Origin of the sequence: Curtobacterium sp. PhB146, from assembly GCF_004342995.1 — a bacterium.
Lineage (GTDB): Bacteria > Actinomycetota > Actinomycetes > Actinomycetales > Microbacteriaceae > Curtobacterium.
Genome location: NZ_SMBN01000001.1, coordinates 1,590,124 through 1,606,680 on the forward strand (window position 1 = coordinate 1,590,124; position 16,557 = coordinate 1,606,680).

Below are 16,557 nucleotides of genomic sequence, written 5' to 3' on the forward strand. Positions count from 1 at the left end.
ACCGAACGAACGAGCACGACATGCCAGGGCGCGTCATCCCCAAGCCGGACGCCGGCGCCGAGCGCACGATCCGCTGGTCGCGCGTGGTCTCCTACGCGCTGGTGGTCCTCGCCGCGATCGTGTTCTCGATGCGCCCGGAGCTGTTCGGCGATCCGCAGTCGCAGCCCGCGCACGCCCTGCTGCACGTGTGGCGGATCGTCGTCGGCATCGTGCTCGCGATCACGGCGCTCGGGGTCCAGGTGGTGGTCGGCGTGCGGTGGCGCAACGGCCTGCGACGCGCCGCAGCGGACGAGTGACGTCCCTCCCGGGAACCGCGCACCGGGGGACCGCTAGACTCATCGGCGTCGCATGCGCCCTTCGGCGCGCGCGGACACCCTGGCCCAGTCAAACGGGGCGTAGCTCAGCTTGGTAGAGCGCCCGCTTTGGGAGCGGGAGGTCGCAGGTTCAACTCCTGTCGCCCCGACCAGGTCCTCGAGAACCATCGACCACACGAACGTCAACCAACAGGAGAACATCCCGTGGCCACCAGCACCGTCGACAAGGTGAGCGACACCCGCGTCAAGCTCACCGTGAACGTGACGCCGGAAGATCTCAAGCCGAGCATCGACCACGCGTACAAGCACATCGCCGAGCAGATCAACATCCCCGGCTTCCGCAAGGGCAAGGTCCCGCCGGCGATCGTCGACCAGCGCGTCGGCCGTGGCGAGGTCCTGAACCACGCCGTCGGTGACGCCATCGACAACTTCTACCGCCAGGCGGTCGAAGAGCAGGAGCTGCGCATCCTCGGCCGTGCCGAGGCCGACGTCGCCGAGCTGCCGAACCTCGCCGACTTCGCGGGCGACCTCGTCCTCACCTTCGAGGTCGACGTCCGTCCCGAGTTCGACCTGCCGGACTACTCCGCGTACGAGCTCACCGTCGACGCCGTCGAGGTGTCGGACGACGAGATCGAAGAGGAGCTGCAGAACCTGCGCACCCGCTTCGGCACGCTCGTGACCGTCGACCGTCCGGCGAAGACCGGCGACTTCGCACAGATCGACCTGACCGCCAGCATCGGCGACGACGAGGTCGACTCGGCCACCGGCGTCTCCTACGAGATCGGCTCCGGCGACCTGCTCGAGGGCATCGACGAGGCGCTCGAGTCCCTGACCGCCGGCGAGTCGACGAACTTCGAGTCGAAGCTCGTCGGTGGCGACCGCGAGGGCGAGACCGCCCAGATCGCCGTCACCGTCACCGCCGTCAAGGAGCGCGAGCTCCCCGAGGCCGACGACGAGTTCGCCCAGATCGCCAGCCAGTTCGACACGATCGACGAGCTCAAGGCGGACCTGAAGGAGCAGATCGCGAAGTCCAAGACCTTCGGTCAGGGCGCCGCGGCTCGCGACAAGCTCGTCGAGAAGCTCATCGAGGACGTCAACATCCCGATCTCGGAGCAGCTCATCGAGGACGAGGTGCACCGTCACCTCGAGCAGGAGAACCGCCTCGAGGACGACGAGCACCGCAAGGAGGTCTCCGAGTCCAGCGAGAAGGCCTTCCGCTCGCAGATCCTCCTCGACTCCATCGCCGAGAAGGAGGAGATCCAGGTCTCCCAGGAGGAACTGACCCAGTACCTCATCCAGGCTGCTGCGCAGTACGGCATGGAGCCGGCCGAGTTCATCAAGGTCATCGACCAGAACGGCCAGATCCCGGGCATGGTCGGCGAGGTCGCCCGCTCGAAGGCGGTCGCGACCGTCCTGTCGAAGGTGACCGTCAAGGACACCAACGGCGACGCAGTCGACCTGTCCGCCTTCACGGCGGGCGTCGCGCAGGCCCCTGCTGAGGACGCCGAGTAACGAACTCGACGCCACCAGCGATACAGACGGGAGGCACGGTGCCAGCTGGCACCGTGCCTCCCGTCTCGTGTTTTCCGCACCACCGCATTGCTGTCGGCGAACACACGCGAAGTGGTGCGTTGCAACCGATAAGTTCGACAACAAGCGACAACTGAACGGGAGCTTTTCCATGGCCGAAGCAACACTGAACCCCAGTGTTTTTGACCGCCTTCTGAGAGACCGGATCGTGTGGCTCGGCTCCGAGGTCCGCGACGACAACTCGAACGAGATCGCAGCCAAGCTGCTGCTGCTCGCCGCCGAGGACCCTGAGAAGGACATCTACCTCTACATCAACTCGCCCGGTGGCTCGATCACCGCCGGCATGGCGATCTACGACACGATGCAGTTCGTCCCGAACGACATCGTCACCGTGGGCATCGGCCTGGCCGCGTCGATGGGACAGTTCCTGCTGTCCTCCGGCACGCCGGGCAAGCGCTACATCACGCCGAACGCCCGCGTCCTGCTGCACCAGCCGTCCGGCGGGTTCGGCGGCACCGCTGCCGACATCCAGACGCAGGCCAAGGTCATCCTCGACATGAAGCAGCGCATGGCGGAGCTCACGGCCGAGCAGACCGGCAAGTCGATCGAGCAGGTCCTCAAGGACAACGACCGCGACAACTGGTTCAGCGCGCAGGAAGCCCTCGAGTACGGCTTCGTCGACCACCTGCGTGCCTCGTCGGCCGAGGTCGTCGGCGGTGGTGGCACCGTCGGTGACGGCGCGACGCCGACCGCGGCTGCCGACCCCGACGCCCAGTCCTGACCCCCACCGAAGAAAAGGAAACGAGAATGCATCTCCCAATGCTCGGTGGCGCGCAGAACGTCCCGGCTCCCTCCGATCGGTACATCCTGCCGAGCTTCGAGGAGCGCACGGCCTACGGCTACAAGCGCCAGGACCCGTACGCGAAGCTCTTCGAGGACCGCATCGTGTTCCTCGGTGTCCAGGTCGACGACGCGTCGGCTGACGACGTCATGGCCCAGCTGCTCGTGCTCGAGTCGATGGACCCCGACCGCGACATCGTCATGTACATCAACTCGCCCGGTGGCTCGTTCACCGCGATGACGGCGATCTACGACACGATGCAGTACATCCGTCCGCAGATCCAGACGGTCTGCCTCGGTCAGGCCGCCTCGGCCGCGTCAGTGCTCCTCGCCGGTGGCACGCCGGGCAAGCGTCTGGCCCTGCCGAACGCCCGCGTGCTCATCCACCAGCCCGCTGTCCAGCAGGGTGGCGGACAGGCGTCGGACATCGAGATCCAGGCGGCGGAGATCCTCCGCATGCGCACCTGGCTCGAGGAGACGCTGTCGAAGCACTCCAACAAGACGCCGGCGGAGATCAACCACGACATCGAGCGCGACAAGATCATGTCCGCGCAGGAAGCCGTGGAGTACGGCCTGATCGACCAGGTCCTCACCAGCCGCAAGAACCTGCCGGCGCTCGTCAAGTAGCACCAGCAGGAACGACGAAGGCCCCGCACCGATCGGTGTGGGGCCTTCGTCGTGCGGCGGTGTCAGTCTTCGGTGTCGTCCGTCTCGGGCGCGGGGCGGCGCCGCAGGAGCAGCAGGACCGCGACGACCGCGGCGACGAGGACGACGCCTCCGGCGCCGATCCAGAGCGCGTCGGTCGCGGCCGAGTCGGTGTCACCCGAGGCGGTGCCGGTGGTGGCGGCCTCGGTGGAGTCGTCTCCCGCGGTGGCGCAGGTGGGCGGCGTGGCCGATCCCGAGGCTGCGGAGAAGCCGGACGGGGCCTTCCACGTGAAGGCGTACTCGTCGGAGACGGTGTGGCCGTCGGCGGAGACGATCTGCCACTCGACGGTGTACTTCCCCGAGTCGCCGAGTGCGGCGGGCGTGGTCATCGAGGGGCCGTCGATGTCGACGCAGCCGTCCTCGTAGTACTTCCCGTCCGGACCCACGACCCGGAAGGCGAAGCCCGAACCGGAGTCGCCGATGTCGAGCAGCTTGTCGTTCGTGGTGATCTCGAACGCCTTCGGCAGCGCGGTGAGCGTGCCGCCGACCTCCGGGGTGGACGCGATCAGGTAGTTGTGCGCGCTGGCGGGACCCGCGAGCCCGAGGACCGCACCGCCTGCGATCGCGACGGCCGCGGCGGACCCGGCCACGAGCCTCCAGGCAGAGGACCGCAGCCGAGCCCGACGCGAGCCGCGCTGCGTCACTTGGCGGAGCTCCGACGACGCGTGCCGGCGACGGCGACGACCAGGGCGACGGCGCCGAGCACCAGACCGCCCAGGCCGAGGAAGCGGCCGACCAGGTCGGGGTCCGCGGGGGTCGTCGAGCCAGCTGCGGCCTCGGCGGTCGGGGTGGCGGCGACCGGGTCACCGTCGTCGTCCGTGGCCTCGGCCGCGGTCAGCGTGATCGAGGGGGCCGGGTGCTCGGGCTCGGCCTCGCCGGCCTGCTGCTCCTGGTTCCACTCGACCGAGCCCTTCTCGCAGGTCTGGATCGCGGGGAACTCGACGAGGTCGCCGGCCTTGCCGTCCGGCAGCGAGAAGGAGAGGGCGAAGGTGTCGCGCTCGTCGGCGGGGAGCGGGGTCTTCGCGGTGTAGGTGATGCTCGTGACGCGCTCGGCGGCGTCCTCGGCGTGCTCACCGTCGGCCGCGGCGGAGGGGCTCGTGTACGGCTCGGTCGCCTTCGTGATCTTCCAGTTCGGGTTCACGGTGGGGGTGACCTCGATGACGGACTCCGGCACCTGGAACTCGATCTTCGTGGTGGGGGAGCCGTCGCAGCCGTGCGGGACCGAGAAGGTCGCCGTGGTGTACGAGTTCGCGGCGGTCGAGGTGGCCGTCGCGGACACGTGCGCGCTGGCTGCGCCGGCGGTGCCGAGGACGATGACGGCCACGGCGCCGAGGGTGACGGCGCCGCCGGCGGCGAGACGCTTCTGCATGGGGATCCTTCGATGGTCGGGACGGTGTTTCTACAACTTGTAGAGAAGACTGGATCACGGTAGCAGGCCCGAACGCCCTGGGCGAACGCGCGCGCGAAATTCCGCGGCGCCGCACGGTCGGTGTCACCGGTTGCGGTTAGGCTCGTGTCCACGACGAGGTGCCCACCAGCAGCGGTGCACCAGCGGCCGGTGCGAGTGCGCGGGCCGGCACGTCCAACCAGGGAGGCACGGCAATGGCACGCATCGGAGAGAGCGGGGACCTCCTCAAGTGCTCCTTCTGCGGCAAGAGCCAGAAGCAGGTCCAGCAGTTGATCGCCGGTCCGGGTGTCTACATCTGCGACGAGTGCGTCGAGCTGTGCAACGAGATCATCGAGGAGCGTCTGGCGGAAGCCGGCGAGGACACCTCGAGCGGTGACTTCGAACTGCCGAAGCCCCGCGAGATCTTCGACTTCCTGCAGGAGTACGTCATCGGGCAGGACCCGGCGAAGCGTGCCCTCGCCGTGGCCGTCTACAATCACTACAAGCGCATCCGTGCGCAGGGGCAGATCACCGCTGCCGAAGACCGCGACGACATCGAGATCGCGAAGTCGAACATCCTGCTCATCGGCCCGACCGGCTGCGGCAAGACCTACCTGGCGCAGACCCTGGCGAAGCGCCTCAACGTGCCGTTCGCCGTCGCCGACGCCACCGCCCTGACCGAGGCCGGCTACGTCGGTGAAGACGTCGAGAACATCCTGCTCAAGCTGATCCAGGCCGCCGACTACGACGTCAAGCGCGCCGAGACCGGCATCATCTACATCGACGAGGTCGACAAGATCGCCCGCAAGGCCGAGAACCCGTCGATCACGCGCGACGTCTCCGGCGAAGGCGTGCAGCAGGCACTGCTCAAGATCCTCGAGGGCACCGTCGCGTCGGTCCCGCCGCAGGGTGGTCGCAAGCACCCGCACCAGGAGTTCATCCAGATCGACACGACGAACGTCCTGTTCATCGTGGCCGGTGCGTTCGCCGGGCTCGAGGACATCGTCTCCTCGCGCGTCGGCAAGCGGGGGATCGGCTTCGGGGCGCCGCTGCACAGTGCGACCGATCACCAGGACCTCTACTCCGAGGTCCTGCCGGAGGACCTGCACAAGTTCGGCCTCATCCCCGAGTTCATCGGTCGTCTGCCCGTCGTCACCACGGTGTCGCAGCTCGACCAGGCAGCGCTCATGCAGATCCTGACCGAGCCGAAGAACGCCCTGATCAAGCAGTACCAGCGGATGTTCCAGATCGACGGCGTCGAGCTCGAGTTTGACCAGGGTGCGCTCGAGGCGATCGCCGACCTGGCCGTGCTCCGCCAGACCGGTGCCCGTGGCCTGCGCGCCATCCTCGAAGAGGTCCTCGGCCCGGTGATGTTCGACGTCCCGTCCGACGACGACGTCGCCCGCGTGGTGATCACCCGCGAGTCCGTGCTCGAGAACGCAGCGCCGACCATCGTGCCCCGGCCGCGGGCGAAGCGCGTCGAGAAGTCGGCGTAGCGCTCCGCTCGCTCCGAAGCCCCGCACCGGATCGGTGCGGGGCTTCGTCGTGGTGGGGCGGTCGGCACGGCCCGCGGGTCGACGCCTGGTTCTTCCGATGACGGCTGCGATGGAAATTGAGATCGGGCGTACCTGGTCGGAAGTTCCGATCAGGTACGCCCGATTCGACGCGGTACGCCCGGAAGCGCCCGGTCCCGCAGCGCCCTACTCGAGGCCGCGGCGACGCAGCAGCGGCCCGACCTCGGCGTCGCGCCCGCGGAAGTCGCGGTACGCCTCGAGCGGGTCCTTCGCGCCGCCGACACCCAGCAGCCGTGATGCGAACCGACGGCCGGCCTCCCGGGAGAGCCCGCCGTTGTCGCGGAACCACTCGACCGTGTCGGCGTCGAGCACCTCCGACCAGATGTACCCGTAGTACCCGGCGTCGTACCCGCCCGAGAACGTGTGCGCGAAGTACGTCGACGAGTAGCGCGGGGGCACGGCCTCGACGGCGATGCCGGCGGCGGCGAGGGCGTTCCGCTCGAAGTCCTCGACCGACGTGACCGCAGCGGCGTCGGCGGAGGACAGCCGGTGCCACGCCTGGTCGAGCAACGCCGCGGCCAGGTACTCGGTCGTGCCGAAGCCCTCGTTGAAGCCCTCGGACTCGCTCAGGCCCAGGACGAGTTCGGGCGGCAGCGGGGCACCGGTCTCGTGGTGCTTCGCGTAGTTCGCCAGGACCGACGGCCACGACACCCACATCTCGTTCACCTGGCTCGGGAACTCGACGAAGTCGCGCTCGACGTTCGTGCCCGAGAACCGGGGGTACGTGGTGCGGGCGATGAGGCCGTGCAGCGCGTGGCCGAACTCGTGGAAGAGCGTCTCGACCTCGTCCTGGATGAGCAGCGTCGGCGACCCGGGCGCCGGCTTCGCGACGTTGAGGTTGTTCACCACGACGGGCAGCGTGCCGAGCAGCTCGGACTGCTCGACCACGGGGTTCATCCACGCGCCGCCGCGCTTGCCGTCGCGCGTGTACAGGTCGAGCAGGTACAGGCCAACCGGTTCGTCGTCGTCGCCGGTGACCTCGAAGACACGGACCTCGTCGTTGTAGCCGTGCAGGTCCGGGCGCTCGGTGAAGGTCAGGCCGTAGAGGGCGCCCGCGGCGTGGAAGACGCCGTCGTGCAGGACCCGGTCGGCCTCGAAGTACGGTCGGAGCGCCGAGCTGTCCGCGGCGAACTGCTCTCCGCGCAGGATCTCGGTGGCGTAGGCCCAGTCCCACGACTCGATGTCGAACCCGACCGTTCGGGACCGGACGGCCCGCTCGTCGTCGGCGTTCCGGGCTGCAGCGCCGACGAGCGACGACAGCAGTCCGTCGACGGCCTCGGGGGTCTTCGCCGTCTCGTCGGCGGTGACGACGGCGGCGTGGTTCGGGAACCCGAGCAGTTCGGCGCGCTCGGCACGGAGCCGCACGATGCGCAGCAGGACCTCGCGGTTGTCGTACTGGTTGCCGCGGCGGCCGCGGGCGAGCGAGGCGCGCATGATCCGCTCGCGCAGGTCGCGGTTCGCGAGCGACGGCAGCCACGGGTGGCCGGTGTAGAGCGGCAGGGTGATGAGCCAGCCCTCGAGGCCGCGGTCCGCAGCGGAACCGGCAGCGGCGGACTTCGCACCGTCGTCGAGTCCCTCGAGCTCGGCTTCGTCGGTCACGTGCACGGCGGAGTCGTTGGTGTCCTCGAGCAGGTTGCGCTCGAAGGTGGTCGTGAGCGTCGACAGCTCCTGGTTGATCGCGGTCAGGCGCTCCTTGCCGGCGTCGTCGAGCCCGGCGCCCGCCAGGGTCATCTCCGCGTGGGTGCGCTCGACCAGGCGGAGCGCTTCGCCCTCGAGCCCGGCGGCTGCGGCGCCGTCGAGCACGGACTGCACTCGGGCGTAGAGCCGGGAGTCCAGCGTGATCGCGTCGCGGTGGGCGGCGAGCAACGGCGAGACCTCGGCCTCGAGGTCGTGCAGCTCCGGCGTCGAGTCCGCCGACGACAGCGTGAAGAACACGTGGCTGACCCGGGTCAGCAGCTGCCCGGAGCGCTCGAGGGCGATGAGGGTGTTCTCGACCGTCGGTGCGTGCGGATCGGTGGCGATGGCCTCGACCTCGGCGCGCTGCTCGGCCATGCCGGCCTCGAAGGCCGGTCGGTAGTGCTCGAGTCGCACGTCGCCGAAGGGCGGCAGGGCGTAGGGGAGGGTGCTCAGGACGTCGAACGGGGTTGCCATGGCAACCACCCTACGGACGTCGCGCCGCGACGGGGCGGACGGGAGGCCCGTGGCGGCCCCGCCCCGCGCCTCCCGACCGCCCTGTGGTCGCGTTCCTTCCCATCGCGACCGGACTGGAAAGCGGAATCGGGCGTACCTGGTCGGAAGAACCGACCAGGTACGCCCGGAACGACCAGGTACGCCCGGAACGACCAGGTCAGCGGGACGGCCCCGTCGCGGCGTCGATCAGCGTCGACGCGGCACGGCGGGCATGCGCCGCGGGCTCCGTGGTGCCGGCGATGGCAGCAGTGGTCTGCGCGCCCTCGGCGAGCAGGGCGAGCTGTGCGGCGAGTTCCTCGGCTCGGTCCGGATCGGCGACGACCTCGGCGGTGAGCTCCTGCACGAACCGCTGGAACGAGTCCTTGTGGTCGCGGGCGATCTCGGCGACCGCGGGCGAGGTCGCGCCGAGCTCCCCGAAGGCGTTGATGAAGCCGCAGCCGCGGAACGTGTCGTCGCCGAACCACGACTCGAGGAAGTCGTACACGGCGAGCAGCTTGTCGCGCGGGGTCGTGGCCGCCTCGACCGCGCCGTGCACGCCGCGCTCCCACAGGTCGTGCCGCCCGGACAGGACGGCCGCGATGAGCTGCTCCTTGCCGGGGAACGCCGCGTAGAGCTTCTTCAGCGAGACGCCTGCGCCCGTGCGGATCTCGTCCATGCCGACGGACTGGATGCCGCGCGCGTAGAACAGCTGGTCGGCGACGTCCACGATGTGTGCGCGGACGTCGGCGTCGACCGTGCTGATGGTGCTGGTTGCCATGACGTACCCCGTTCGCTGCGTGTTCACCGTTCCCGAGTTGCGCCGGGAACGATCGTTCTCTAGTGTAAGGCACATCGACGGAGAACGAACGTTCTCCGCGAGGCTCAGGGAAGGAAACGATCATGGGTGCCATCACCGTCGGAACCGAGAACAGCGTCGACATCGAACTCCACTACGAGGACAAGGGAACCGGTCAGCCGATCGTGCTGATCCACGGCTTCCCCCTCGACGGCAACTCGTGGGAGGGTCAGACCCCGGCCCTGCTCGAGGCCGGCTACCGCGTGATCACGTACGACCGCCGCGGCTTCGGGCAGTCCTCGCAGCCGAGCACCGGCTACGACTACGACACCTTCGCCGACGACCTGCACACCGTCCTCGAGACCCTCGACCTGCGCGAGGTGATCCTGGTCGGCTTCTCGATGGGCACCGGTGAGATCGCCCGCTACATCGGCCGCCACGGACAGGACCGGATCGCCAAGGTCGCGTTCCTCGCCTCGCTCGAGCCCTTCCTGGCCATCACCGACGACAACCCCGACGGCGCCGGCCCGATGTCGTTCTTCGAGGGCATCGCCGCCGACGTCAAGAAGGACCGGTACGCGTACTTCACGAACTTCTACCAGGACTTCTTCAACCTGTCGGAGAACCTCGGCTCGCGCATCTCGGAAGAGGCCGTCCGCAACGCCTGGAACATCGCCGCTGGCTCGGGTGCGATCGCGTCCGCCGCAGCACCGCTGACCTGGCCGACCGACTTCCGTCAGGACATCCCGAAGGTGACCGTCCCGGCGCTCATCGTGCACGGCACGGCGGACAACATCCTGCCGATCGACGCCACCGGTCGCCGCTTCACCAAGGCGCTGCCGGCCGCGAAGTACGTCGAGATCGAGGGCGCCCCGCACGGCCTGCTCACCACGCACACCGCCGAGGTGAACGAGGTCCTGCTCACCTGGCTCGCCGAGTAGGCGCTCGCGGCGGGCGTCTGGAAGCGCTCGCATCGTGAGCAGGAATGGTCGGGTTCCCACCGGGGACCCGACCATTTCTGCTCACCGAGCGAACGCGCCCCGCGTCAGTCCTCTTCCGCGGCGTCGTCGGGGTTCGTGACCTGGGCGTGCCCGGCATCGTCGAGGTGGATCGAGGTGCCGTCGTCGAGCTCGACGATCGGCTTGCCCTCGAGGAACGTCAGGGTCCAGCCCCAGGTTCCCGTGTCGACCGACTCGGCCGCCAGTTCGTCCTCGACCCCGCGCACGGCGACGACCATCGCTTCGGGCAGTCGCGCAGGCGGCTCCCCACCCACGCTCCATCGTGTGCCCAACTGCATCCGTGCCTCCTGTCCGGTGGTGGACGGGCCGGGTCGCCGACGCGACCCGGCCCGGACGACCGAGGTTACGCCTGCTGTTCCGCCAGCTCGATCTCGGTGACGGCGAGCTCGTCGCCGTCGACGAACGACAGGTTCTCGATGCGGCCGACGGCCGCCAGGTCGACCGCCGCGCGCTCGATGAGCGCCCGCGTCTCGGCCGGCGCGGCGACGACGGCACGCGTGACGGGCGTCTTCTGGGACGCCTTCGCCGACGTCTTCGCGCCGCGGATCCCGATGAGCGCCTGTCCGACGGCCGCGAGCAGCCCGGTGGGGGCCGCGTCGGTGGGCAGGTCGGCAGCGGTCGGCCAGGAGGCCCGGTGCACGCTGGTCTCGTGGGTCCAGGCCCACACCTCTTCCGTCGCGTACGGGAGGAACGGTGCCAGCAGTCGGAGCAGCACGTCGATCGCGCCGCGCAGCGCCAGGACCGCGCTCGCCTGGGTCTCGTGCGTCGCGTCGGCCGCCGTGCCGTAGGCACGCTCCTTCACGAGCTCGAGGTAGTCGTCGCAGAAGGTCCAGAAGAACCGCTCCGTGATCTCGAGCGCGCGCGCGTGGTCGAAGCCGTCGAACGCGGCGGTGGCCTGCTCGACGACCGCACCGAGCTCGGCGAGCATGTCGACGTCGAGCGCCTCGGTCACGCTCGTGGCACCCTCGGGCAGCGGGAAGCCGTAGACGAACTTGGCGGCGTTCAGGACCTTGATCGCCAGACGACGTCCGACCTTGATCTGCTTCGGGTTCTGCGGGTCGAAGGCCGCATCGGTGCCGAGCTTGGACGAGGCCGCCCAGTAGCGGACCGCGTCGGCGCCGTGCTGCTCGAGGATCGACAGCGGCGTGACGACGTTGCCCTTCGACTTCGACATCTTCTTGCGGTCGGGGTCGACGATGAAGCCGGAGATGCTCGCGTGCTTCCACGGCACGGTGTCCGCTTCGAGCTGGCTGCGGAGCACCGTCGTGAAGAGCCACGTGCGGATGATGTCCTGCGCCTGCGGGCGGACGTCGTACGGGTACACCAGGTCGTAGAGCGCCGGGTCGGTCTCCCACTTGCCCGCGAGCTGCGGGGTGAGCGACGACGTGGCCCAGGTGTCCATGACGTCGAGCTCGCCCTGGAACCCGCCGGCGACGCCGCGCTGGTCCTCGGAGTAGCCGGGTGCCGGGTCCGACGACGGGTCGACGGGCAGCTGCGCCTCGGTCGGGACGATCGGCTGGTCGAACACCGGGTTGCCATCGGCGTCGAGCGGGTACCAGACCGGGATCGGCACGCCGAAGAAGCGCTGGCGCGAGATGAGCCAGTCGCCGGACAGGCCACCGACCCAGTTGTCGTAGCGGACGCGCATGAAGTCCGGGTGGAACGCGATCTCCTCGCCGCGGGCGCGGAGCGTCGTCTTCAGGGCTTCGTCGCGGGCGCCGTTGACGATGTACCACTGGCGGGTCGAGACGATCTCGAGGGGCTTGTCGCCCTTCTCGAAGAACTTCACCGGGTGGTTGATCGTCTTGACGTCGCCGACGAGCTCGCCGGACTCGGTCAGGGCGTCCACGACGACCTTCTTCGCCGAGAACACGGTCTTGCCGGCCATCTCGGCGTAGAGCGCCTTGCCGGTCGCCGACTCGATCCACGCGGGCTCGTCGGAACGGACACGGCCGTCGAAGCCGAGGATCGCGCGGTTCGGCAGCTGCAGCTCGCGCCACCAGACCACGTCGGTGGTGTCGCCGAAGGTGCAGACCATCGCGATGCCGGCACCCTTGTCCTTCTGCGCCAGGTGGTGCGCGAGCACCGGGACCTCGACGTCGAACAGGGGCGAGCGGACCGTGGCGCCGAACAGGTCCTGGAACCGCTCGTCGTCGGGGTGTGCGACGAGGGCGACGCACGCCGGCAGCAGCTCGGGACGGGTCGTCTGGATCACGACGTCGTCGCCGCCGTCCGCACGGTGGAACGCGATGCCGTGGTACGCGCCGGGCATCTCCTTGTCCTCGAGCTCGGCCTGCGCGACCGCGGTGCGGAACGTGACGTCCCACAGGGTCGGGGCGTCGGCCTGGTAGGCCTCGCCGCGCGCGAGGTTGCGGAGGAAGGCACGCTGCGCGCTCGCCCGCGAGGTGTCGTCGATGGTGCGGTACGACTGCGTCCAGTCCACCGACAGGCCGAGGGTGCGGAAGAGCTCCTCGAACTGCTGCTCGTCCTGCACGGTCAGCTGGTCGCACAGCGCGATGAAGTTGCGGCGCGAGATCGGCAGCTGGTCGGCGGCCTTCGACGACTTGCCGTCGCCGCCCTCGAACGGCGGCGTGAAGTCGGGGTCGTAGGGGAGCGTCGGGTCGCAGCGGACGCCGTAGTAGTTCTGCACGCGGCGCTCGGTCGGCAGGCCGTTGTCGTCCCAGCCCATCGGGTAGAAGACGTGCTTGCCCCGCATGCGCTCGAACCGCGCCTTGAGGTCGGTGTGCGTGTACGAGAAGACGTGCCCGATGTGCAGCGAACCGGAGGCGGTCGGCGGCGGGGTGTCGATCGAGTAGACGGCGTCGCGGTGGCCGGCGGCGTCACGGTCGAAGCGGTAGGTGCCGTCCTGCTCCCAGACCGGCCCCCAGACCTGCTCGAGTCCGTCGACGCTGGGCTTCTCGGGCATGGGCTTGGTCATGGCTGCGCCTTCCGTGCGTGTGTGCGGCACCGAGTCCGTGATGAGGTGCCTGAGTGTCCACGCCTGGTGCGTGGTGTCCCAAGGTTACCCGGTACCGGAGACCCGGAGTCGACCGCGGGAATGCTGGATGGGGAATTCTTTCGGCGGAAATACGCAAATGCCGCACGAATGCAATTGTTTGCATTGATCGGAAATGCTCGTAGGGTGCAATCCGTGAATACCTTCGAGAAAGTCGCGACCGCCTTCGTCGGTGTGGCCGCGCTGCTCCTGCCGATGTCCCCGCCGGTGCCGGCCGCGGCCGCGACCGGTTCGGCTCGGTTCGGGATCGGTTCCGGCATCGACACCACGGCGGACGGCGCGAAGGTGGCCCTCGCGGCGGGGCTCGGCGTGGGGACCGCTCGGGTCGACCTGTGGTGGACGGGCGTCGAGAAGGCCCGGGACGAACTCGTCATGCCCGCGTCGTACCGGAAGTCCGTCGACCGTCTCCGCGCGGCGGGGATCCGACCGCTCATCGTCCTCGACTACGGCAATCCCCACCACGACAGCGGTGGTGGTCCGACCACAGCCGCCGGCATCGCCGCGTTCGCGCGGTACGCGGGGTTCGTCGCCGCGACGTTCGGCCCGGACGTGGCGGGGTACGAGATCTGGAACGAGTGGCCGAACACCGTCGCGCCGGAGGCCAGCAGTGCTGCACGCTACGTCGCACTGACCCGGGCGGCGTCCGCGGCCGTCCACGCCGCGGCGCCTGGCTCCGTGGTGGCGGGTCCCGCCATGAGCCTGCTCGGGGCGGACGGCCTGCACCCGTGGCTCCGGCAGTGGCTCGCCGCAGGTGGTCCGGCGACGGTCGACGCGGTGTCGGTCCACGCGTACACCGGGACACGACCGCCGGAGACGACTCTGGGGCCCGCGATGCGGGAGCTCCGGACGGCCCTCACGGCGCAACACCGCTCCGTCCCGGTCTGGTGGACCGAAGGCGGCTGGCAGGCCGGTCCGCCGGGGCAGGCGGGTACCGTCACCCCCGCAGTGCAGTCCGCCTGGCTGGTGCGCTGGGGAGCGCTCGCCGCGCACCTCGGTGTCACGCTCGTCGTGCCGTTCACCCTGAACGACGCGGCGTCGACACCGACCGGGTACGGCCTGTACGGCTCAGCCAGTGGTGGGTACACGGCGCGGCGGGCTGCCGCGGCCTACGCGGTCCTCGTGCGCACCGTCGGTGATCGCCGGTTCGTGGCGGTCGAACGGGCCGGCACGGGCGGGGTCTGGATCGTCAGGTACGGCTCGGGCGGGGACGTGGTCCGCGTCGTCTGGTCGACGTCGGGAGTCCGCACGACGTCGGTCGGCATGCCGGGCGGCTCCTCGCTGGTCTCGGCGACCGGGGCGACGAGCCGGCTGACCGTGGTCCGCGGTGCGGCGTCGGTGCGGGTCCGGGCAGCCCCGGTGTTCCTCCGCTCCGATCGGTGACGCGTCGGAGCGGCGATTACCACACCGACCTGTCGGACACGCCGGAGACCTGGTAGTCTGTCGGAGTTTGTCCGGCGAGCGCGGGTTCGCAGGAACTGCACCGTTGCCGTCCGCCGGACGCCCGAAGGACGCACCGCACACCGGAGGAACGACTTGGCACCGAACGACGCACCCCACCCGCACGGCGATCGGCCGCTGCCGCACGGCGACCGACCGCTGCGCACGAAGGGCGCTGCGAAGCGCGCTCGGCGCAACCTGACGAAGGACGACGTCACCGTCGTCGAGGAGTCGCTGCTCAAGCGCGCCGTGGCGGCCGCCGCCCTCGGCAACGCGATGGAGTGGTTCGACTTCGGCATCTTCGCGTACCTGACCGTCACGATCTCGCAGGTCTTCCTGCCGCAGGGCGACCCGGCCGCGAACATCGTCGCGACCTTCGGGTTCTTCGCCGCGGCGTTCATCGTCCGACCGATCGGTGGCGCCGTCTTCGGTCCGATCGGCGACCGGATCGGCCGGCAGAAGGTCCTCGCGCTGACGATGATCCTGATGGCCGCCGGCACGCTGATGATCGGCCTGATCCCGTCGTACGACTCGATCGGCTTCTGGGCACCGGTCCTGCTGCTCGTGGCCCGCTTCGTGCAGGGCTTCTCGACCGGCGGTGAGTACGGCGGCGCCGCGACCTTCATCGCCGAGTACTCGCCCGACAAGCGCCGTGGGTTCATGGGCTCGTGGCTCGAGTTCGGCACCCTGGCCGGCTACGTGCTCGGCGCGTCGATCGTCACCGGCCTGCAGTTCGGCCTGTCCGAGGACGCCCTGCTCAGCTGGGGCTGGCGCATCCCGTTCATCATCGCGGGCCCGCTCGGCCTGATCGGGCTGTACCTGCGCCTCAAGCTCGAGGAGACCCCGGCCTTCCAGAAGCAGCAGGAGCAGGCCGCCGAGCGCGAGGGGCAGAAGACCCCGTTCCTCAAGCTCTTCGCCGAGAACTGGCGCGCCCTCATCATCTGCATCGGCCTGGTCCTGGTCTTCAACGTGACCGACTACATGCTGCTGTCGTACATGCCGACCTACCTCGAGCAGAACCTCGGTCAGAACGCCACGTTCGGCCTCATCCTGATCGTCGTCGTGATGCTGCTCATGATGGTCGTCATCACGTTCGGTGGCCGGCTGTCCGACAAGTTCGGTCGTCGCCCGGTGCTCGCCGCCGGCTGCATCGGCTTCATCCTGCTGTCCTGGCCGGCCCTCAAGCTCGTCCAGACCGGCACGGGCGTCGGGGTCTTCTCCGGCCTGCTCATCCTCGGTGTCGTGCTCGTCACGTTCACTTCGACCATGCCGTCGACGCTGCCCGCGCTGTTCCCGACGATCATCCGCTACGGCGCGCTCGCGATCGCGTTCAACGTCTCGGTGTCGCTGTTCGGTGGGACCACCCCGCTCGCGACCTCGGCGCTCATCAACGCCGCGAAGGACGCCGGCTACAGCTGGGCCGAGGACATCCCGGCCTTCTACCTGATGCTGGCCGCTGTCATCGGGCTCGTCGCGGTGTACTTCACCAAGGAGACCGCCGCCACCCCGCTCATGGGCTCCGGCCCGACGGTCGGTTCCGAGGACGAGGTCGCCGGCGTGATCGACGACTACAACGACCCGAACTCGGAGTTCGCGCAGTCCGACTGGGCGAAGGAGTTCGCGACGAGTGAGATCCCGATCATCTCGGGTGACGCTGCGAAGAAGGAGTCCGCGGACTCCTGACCCCGGGGCCGCCCCGCGGCAACCCGCCCTGGAGGCCCGGTGCACGTCCGCCACGGACGCGCACCGGGCCTCCGGTCGCGTTCAGGG

The 16,557-nt window shown here is 69.5% G+C and carries 14 protein-coding genes and 1 tRNA gene; 9 read left to right on the plus strand and 6 right to left on the minus strand.

Annotation, left to right across the window (positions count from 1 at the left end):
• Window positions 1-20: 20 nt before the first annotated feature.
• From EDF33_RS07670 to EDF33_RS07690, 5 genes are all read left to right on the plus strand, one after another.
• Window positions 21-296 (plus strand): hypothetical protein, encoded by a 276-nt coding sequence (locus tag EDF33_RS07670; RefSeq protein ID WP_132099658.1) that lies wholly within the window; start codon window positions 21-23, stop codon window positions 294-296.
• Window positions 297-389: 93 nt separating this feature from the next.
• Window positions 390-466: transfer RNA gene (locus EDF33_RS07675), tRNA-Pro, on the plus strand.
• Window positions 467-518: 52 nt separating this feature from the next.
• Window positions 519-1,826 (plus strand): trigger factor, encoded by a 1,308-nt coding sequence (gene tig, locus EDF33_RS07680; protein ID WP_159572754.1) that lies wholly within the window; start codon window positions 519-521, stop codon window positions 1,824-1,826.
• A gap of 169 nt (window positions 1,827-1,995) precedes the next feature.
• On the plus strand, window positions 1,996-2,625 hold the full coding sequence (locus tag EDF33_RS07685) for an ATP-dependent Clp protease proteolytic subunit (RefSeq protein ID WP_111084515.1): 630 nt from the start codon (window positions 1,996-1,998) through the stop codon (window positions 2,623-2,625).
• A gap of 26 nt (window positions 2,626-2,651) precedes the next feature.
• Complete coding sequence (locus EDF33_RS07690; protein ID WP_111075987.1) at window positions 2,652-3,311, plus strand: ATP-dependent Clp protease proteolytic subunit; 660 nt, start codon at window positions 2,652-2,654, stop codon at window positions 3,309-3,311.
• A gap of 62 nt (window positions 3,312-3,373) precedes the next feature.
• Here EDF33_RS07690 and EDF33_RS07695 read toward each other — a convergent pair whose 3' ends face one another.
• On the minus strand, window positions 3,374-3,979 hold the full coding sequence (locus EDF33_RS07695) for a copper resistance CopC family protein (RefSeq protein ID WP_243692386.1): 606 nt from the start codon (window positions 3,977-3,979) through the stop codon (window positions 3,374-3,376).
• 50 nt (window positions 3,980-4,029) lie between these two features.
• Window positions 4,030-4,758 carry a YcnI family protein gene (locus EDF33_RS07700; RefSeq protein WP_132099660.1) on the minus strand — a complete coding sequence of 243 codons (729 nt, stop codon included), beginning with the start codon at window positions 4,756-4,758 and terminating at the stop codon, window positions 4,030-4,032.
• Between the two features lie 233 nt (window positions 4,759-4,991).
• Here EDF33_RS07700 and clpX point away from each other — a divergent pair, with 233 nt between their 5' ends.
• Window positions 4,992-6,272: an ATP-dependent Clp protease ATP-binding subunit ClpX gene (clpX, locus tag EDF33_RS07705; RefSeq protein WP_111084519.1), complete on the plus strand. Its 1,281-nt coding sequence runs from the start codon at window positions 4,992-4,994 to the stop codon at window positions 6,270-6,272.
• A gap of 204 nt (window positions 6,273-6,476) precedes the next feature.
• On the opposite strand, the gene EDF33_RS07710 is transcribed toward clpX, so the two are convergent.
• Window positions 6,477-8,501: a M3 family metallopeptidase gene (locus tag EDF33_RS07710; RefSeq protein WP_132099661.1), complete on the minus strand. Its 2,025-nt coding sequence runs from the start codon at window positions 8,499-8,501 to the stop codon at window positions 6,477-6,479.
• 196 nt (window positions 8,502-8,697) lie between these two features.
• Window positions 8,698-9,297: a TetR family transcriptional regulator gene (locus tag EDF33_RS07715; protein WP_132099662.1), complete on the minus strand. Its 600-nt coding sequence runs from the start codon at window positions 9,295-9,297 to the stop codon at window positions 8,698-8,700.
• A 122-nt stretch (window positions 9,298-9,419) separates the two neighbouring features.
• Here EDF33_RS07715 and EDF33_RS07720 point away from each other — a divergent pair, with 122 nt between their 5' ends.
• A complete protein-coding gene (locus EDF33_RS07720; RefSeq protein ID WP_131845440.1) occupies window positions 9,420-10,256 on the plus strand; it encodes an alpha/beta hydrolase in 837 nt (278 codons plus the stop codon).
• Window positions 10,257-10,360: 104 nt separating this feature from the next.
• Here the strand turns inward: EDF33_RS07720 and EDF33_RS07725 are convergent, their stop codons facing one another.
• Both EDF33_RS07725 and valS read right to left on the minus strand, forming a co-directional pair.
• The gene (locus EDF33_RS07725) at window positions 10,361-10,612 is read right to left on the minus strand and encodes a hypothetical protein (RefSeq protein WP_123293970.1); all 252 of its coding nucleotides are present in this window, start codon (window positions 10,610-10,612) and stop codon (window positions 10,361-10,363) included.
• Between the two features lie 65 nt (window positions 10,613-10,677).
• Window positions 10,678-13,272, minus strand: coding sequence for a valine--tRNA ligase (gene valS / locus EDF33_RS07730; protein ID WP_165918739.1), 2,595 nt, complete (start codon window positions 13,270-13,272; stop codon window positions 10,678-10,680).
• Between the two features lie 213 nt (window positions 13,273-13,485).
• Here valS and EDF33_RS07735 point away from each other — a divergent pair, with 213 nt between their 5' ends.
• On the plus strand, window positions 13,486-14,730 hold the full coding sequence (locus EDF33_RS07735; protein WP_132099663.1) for a glycosyl hydrolase: 1,245 nt from the start codon (window positions 13,486-13,488) through the stop codon (window positions 14,728-14,730).
• Window positions 14,731-14,883: 153 nt separating this feature from the next.
• Window positions 14,884-16,470, plus strand: a complete 1,587-nt coding sequence (proP, locus tag EDF33_RS07740) for a glycine betaine/L-proline transporter ProP (protein ID WP_243692387.1) — start codon at window positions 14,884-14,886, stop codon at window positions 16,468-16,470.
• Window positions 16,471-16,557: the final 87 nt, after the last annotated feature.

What these genes read in the sequence shown, in the direction of transcription:
- EDF33_RS07715 (WP_132099662.1), bottom strand. Translation starts at nt 9,297, where the DNA reads ATGGCAACCAGCACCATCAGCACGGTCGACGCCGACGTCCGCGCACAC.
- clpX (WP_111084519.1), top strand. Translation starts at nt 4,992, where the DNA reads ATGGCACGCATCGGAGAGAGCGGGGACCTCCTCAAGTGCTCCTTCTGC.
- EDF33_RS07710 (WP_132099661.1), bottom strand. Translation starts at nt 8,501, where the DNA reads ATGGCAACCCCGTTCGACGTCCTGAGCACCCTCCCCTACGCCCTGCCG.
- valS (WP_165918739.1), bottom strand. Translation starts at nt 13,272, where the DNA reads ATGACCAAGCCCATGCCCGAGAAGCCCAGCGTCGACGGACTCGAGCAG.
- EDF33_RS07690 (WP_111075987.1), top strand. Translation starts at nt 2,652, where the DNA reads ATGCATCTCCCAATGCTCGGTGGCGCGCAGAACGTCCCGGCTCCCTCC.
- EDF33_RS07685 (WP_111084515.1), top strand. Translation starts at nt 1,996, where the DNA reads ATGGCCGAAGCAACACTGAACCCCAGTGTTTTTGACCGCCTTCTGAGA.
- EDF33_RS07670 (WP_132099658.1), top strand. Translation starts at nt 21, where the DNA reads ATGCCAGGGCGCGTCATCCCCAAGCCGGACGCCGGCGCCGAGCGCACG.
- EDF33_RS07725 (WP_123293970.1), bottom strand. Translation starts at nt 10,612, where the DNA reads ATGCAGTTGGGCACACGATGGAGCGTGGGTGGGGAGCCGCCTGCGCGA.
- EDF33_RS07720 (WP_131845440.1), top strand. Translation starts at nt 9,420, where the DNA reads ATGGGTGCCATCACCGTCGGAACCGAGAACAGCGTCGACATCGAACTC.
- EDF33_RS07700 (WP_132099660.1), bottom strand. Translation starts at nt 4,758, where the DNA reads ATGCAGAAGCGTCTCGCCGCCGGCGGCGCCGTCACCCTCGGCGCCGTG.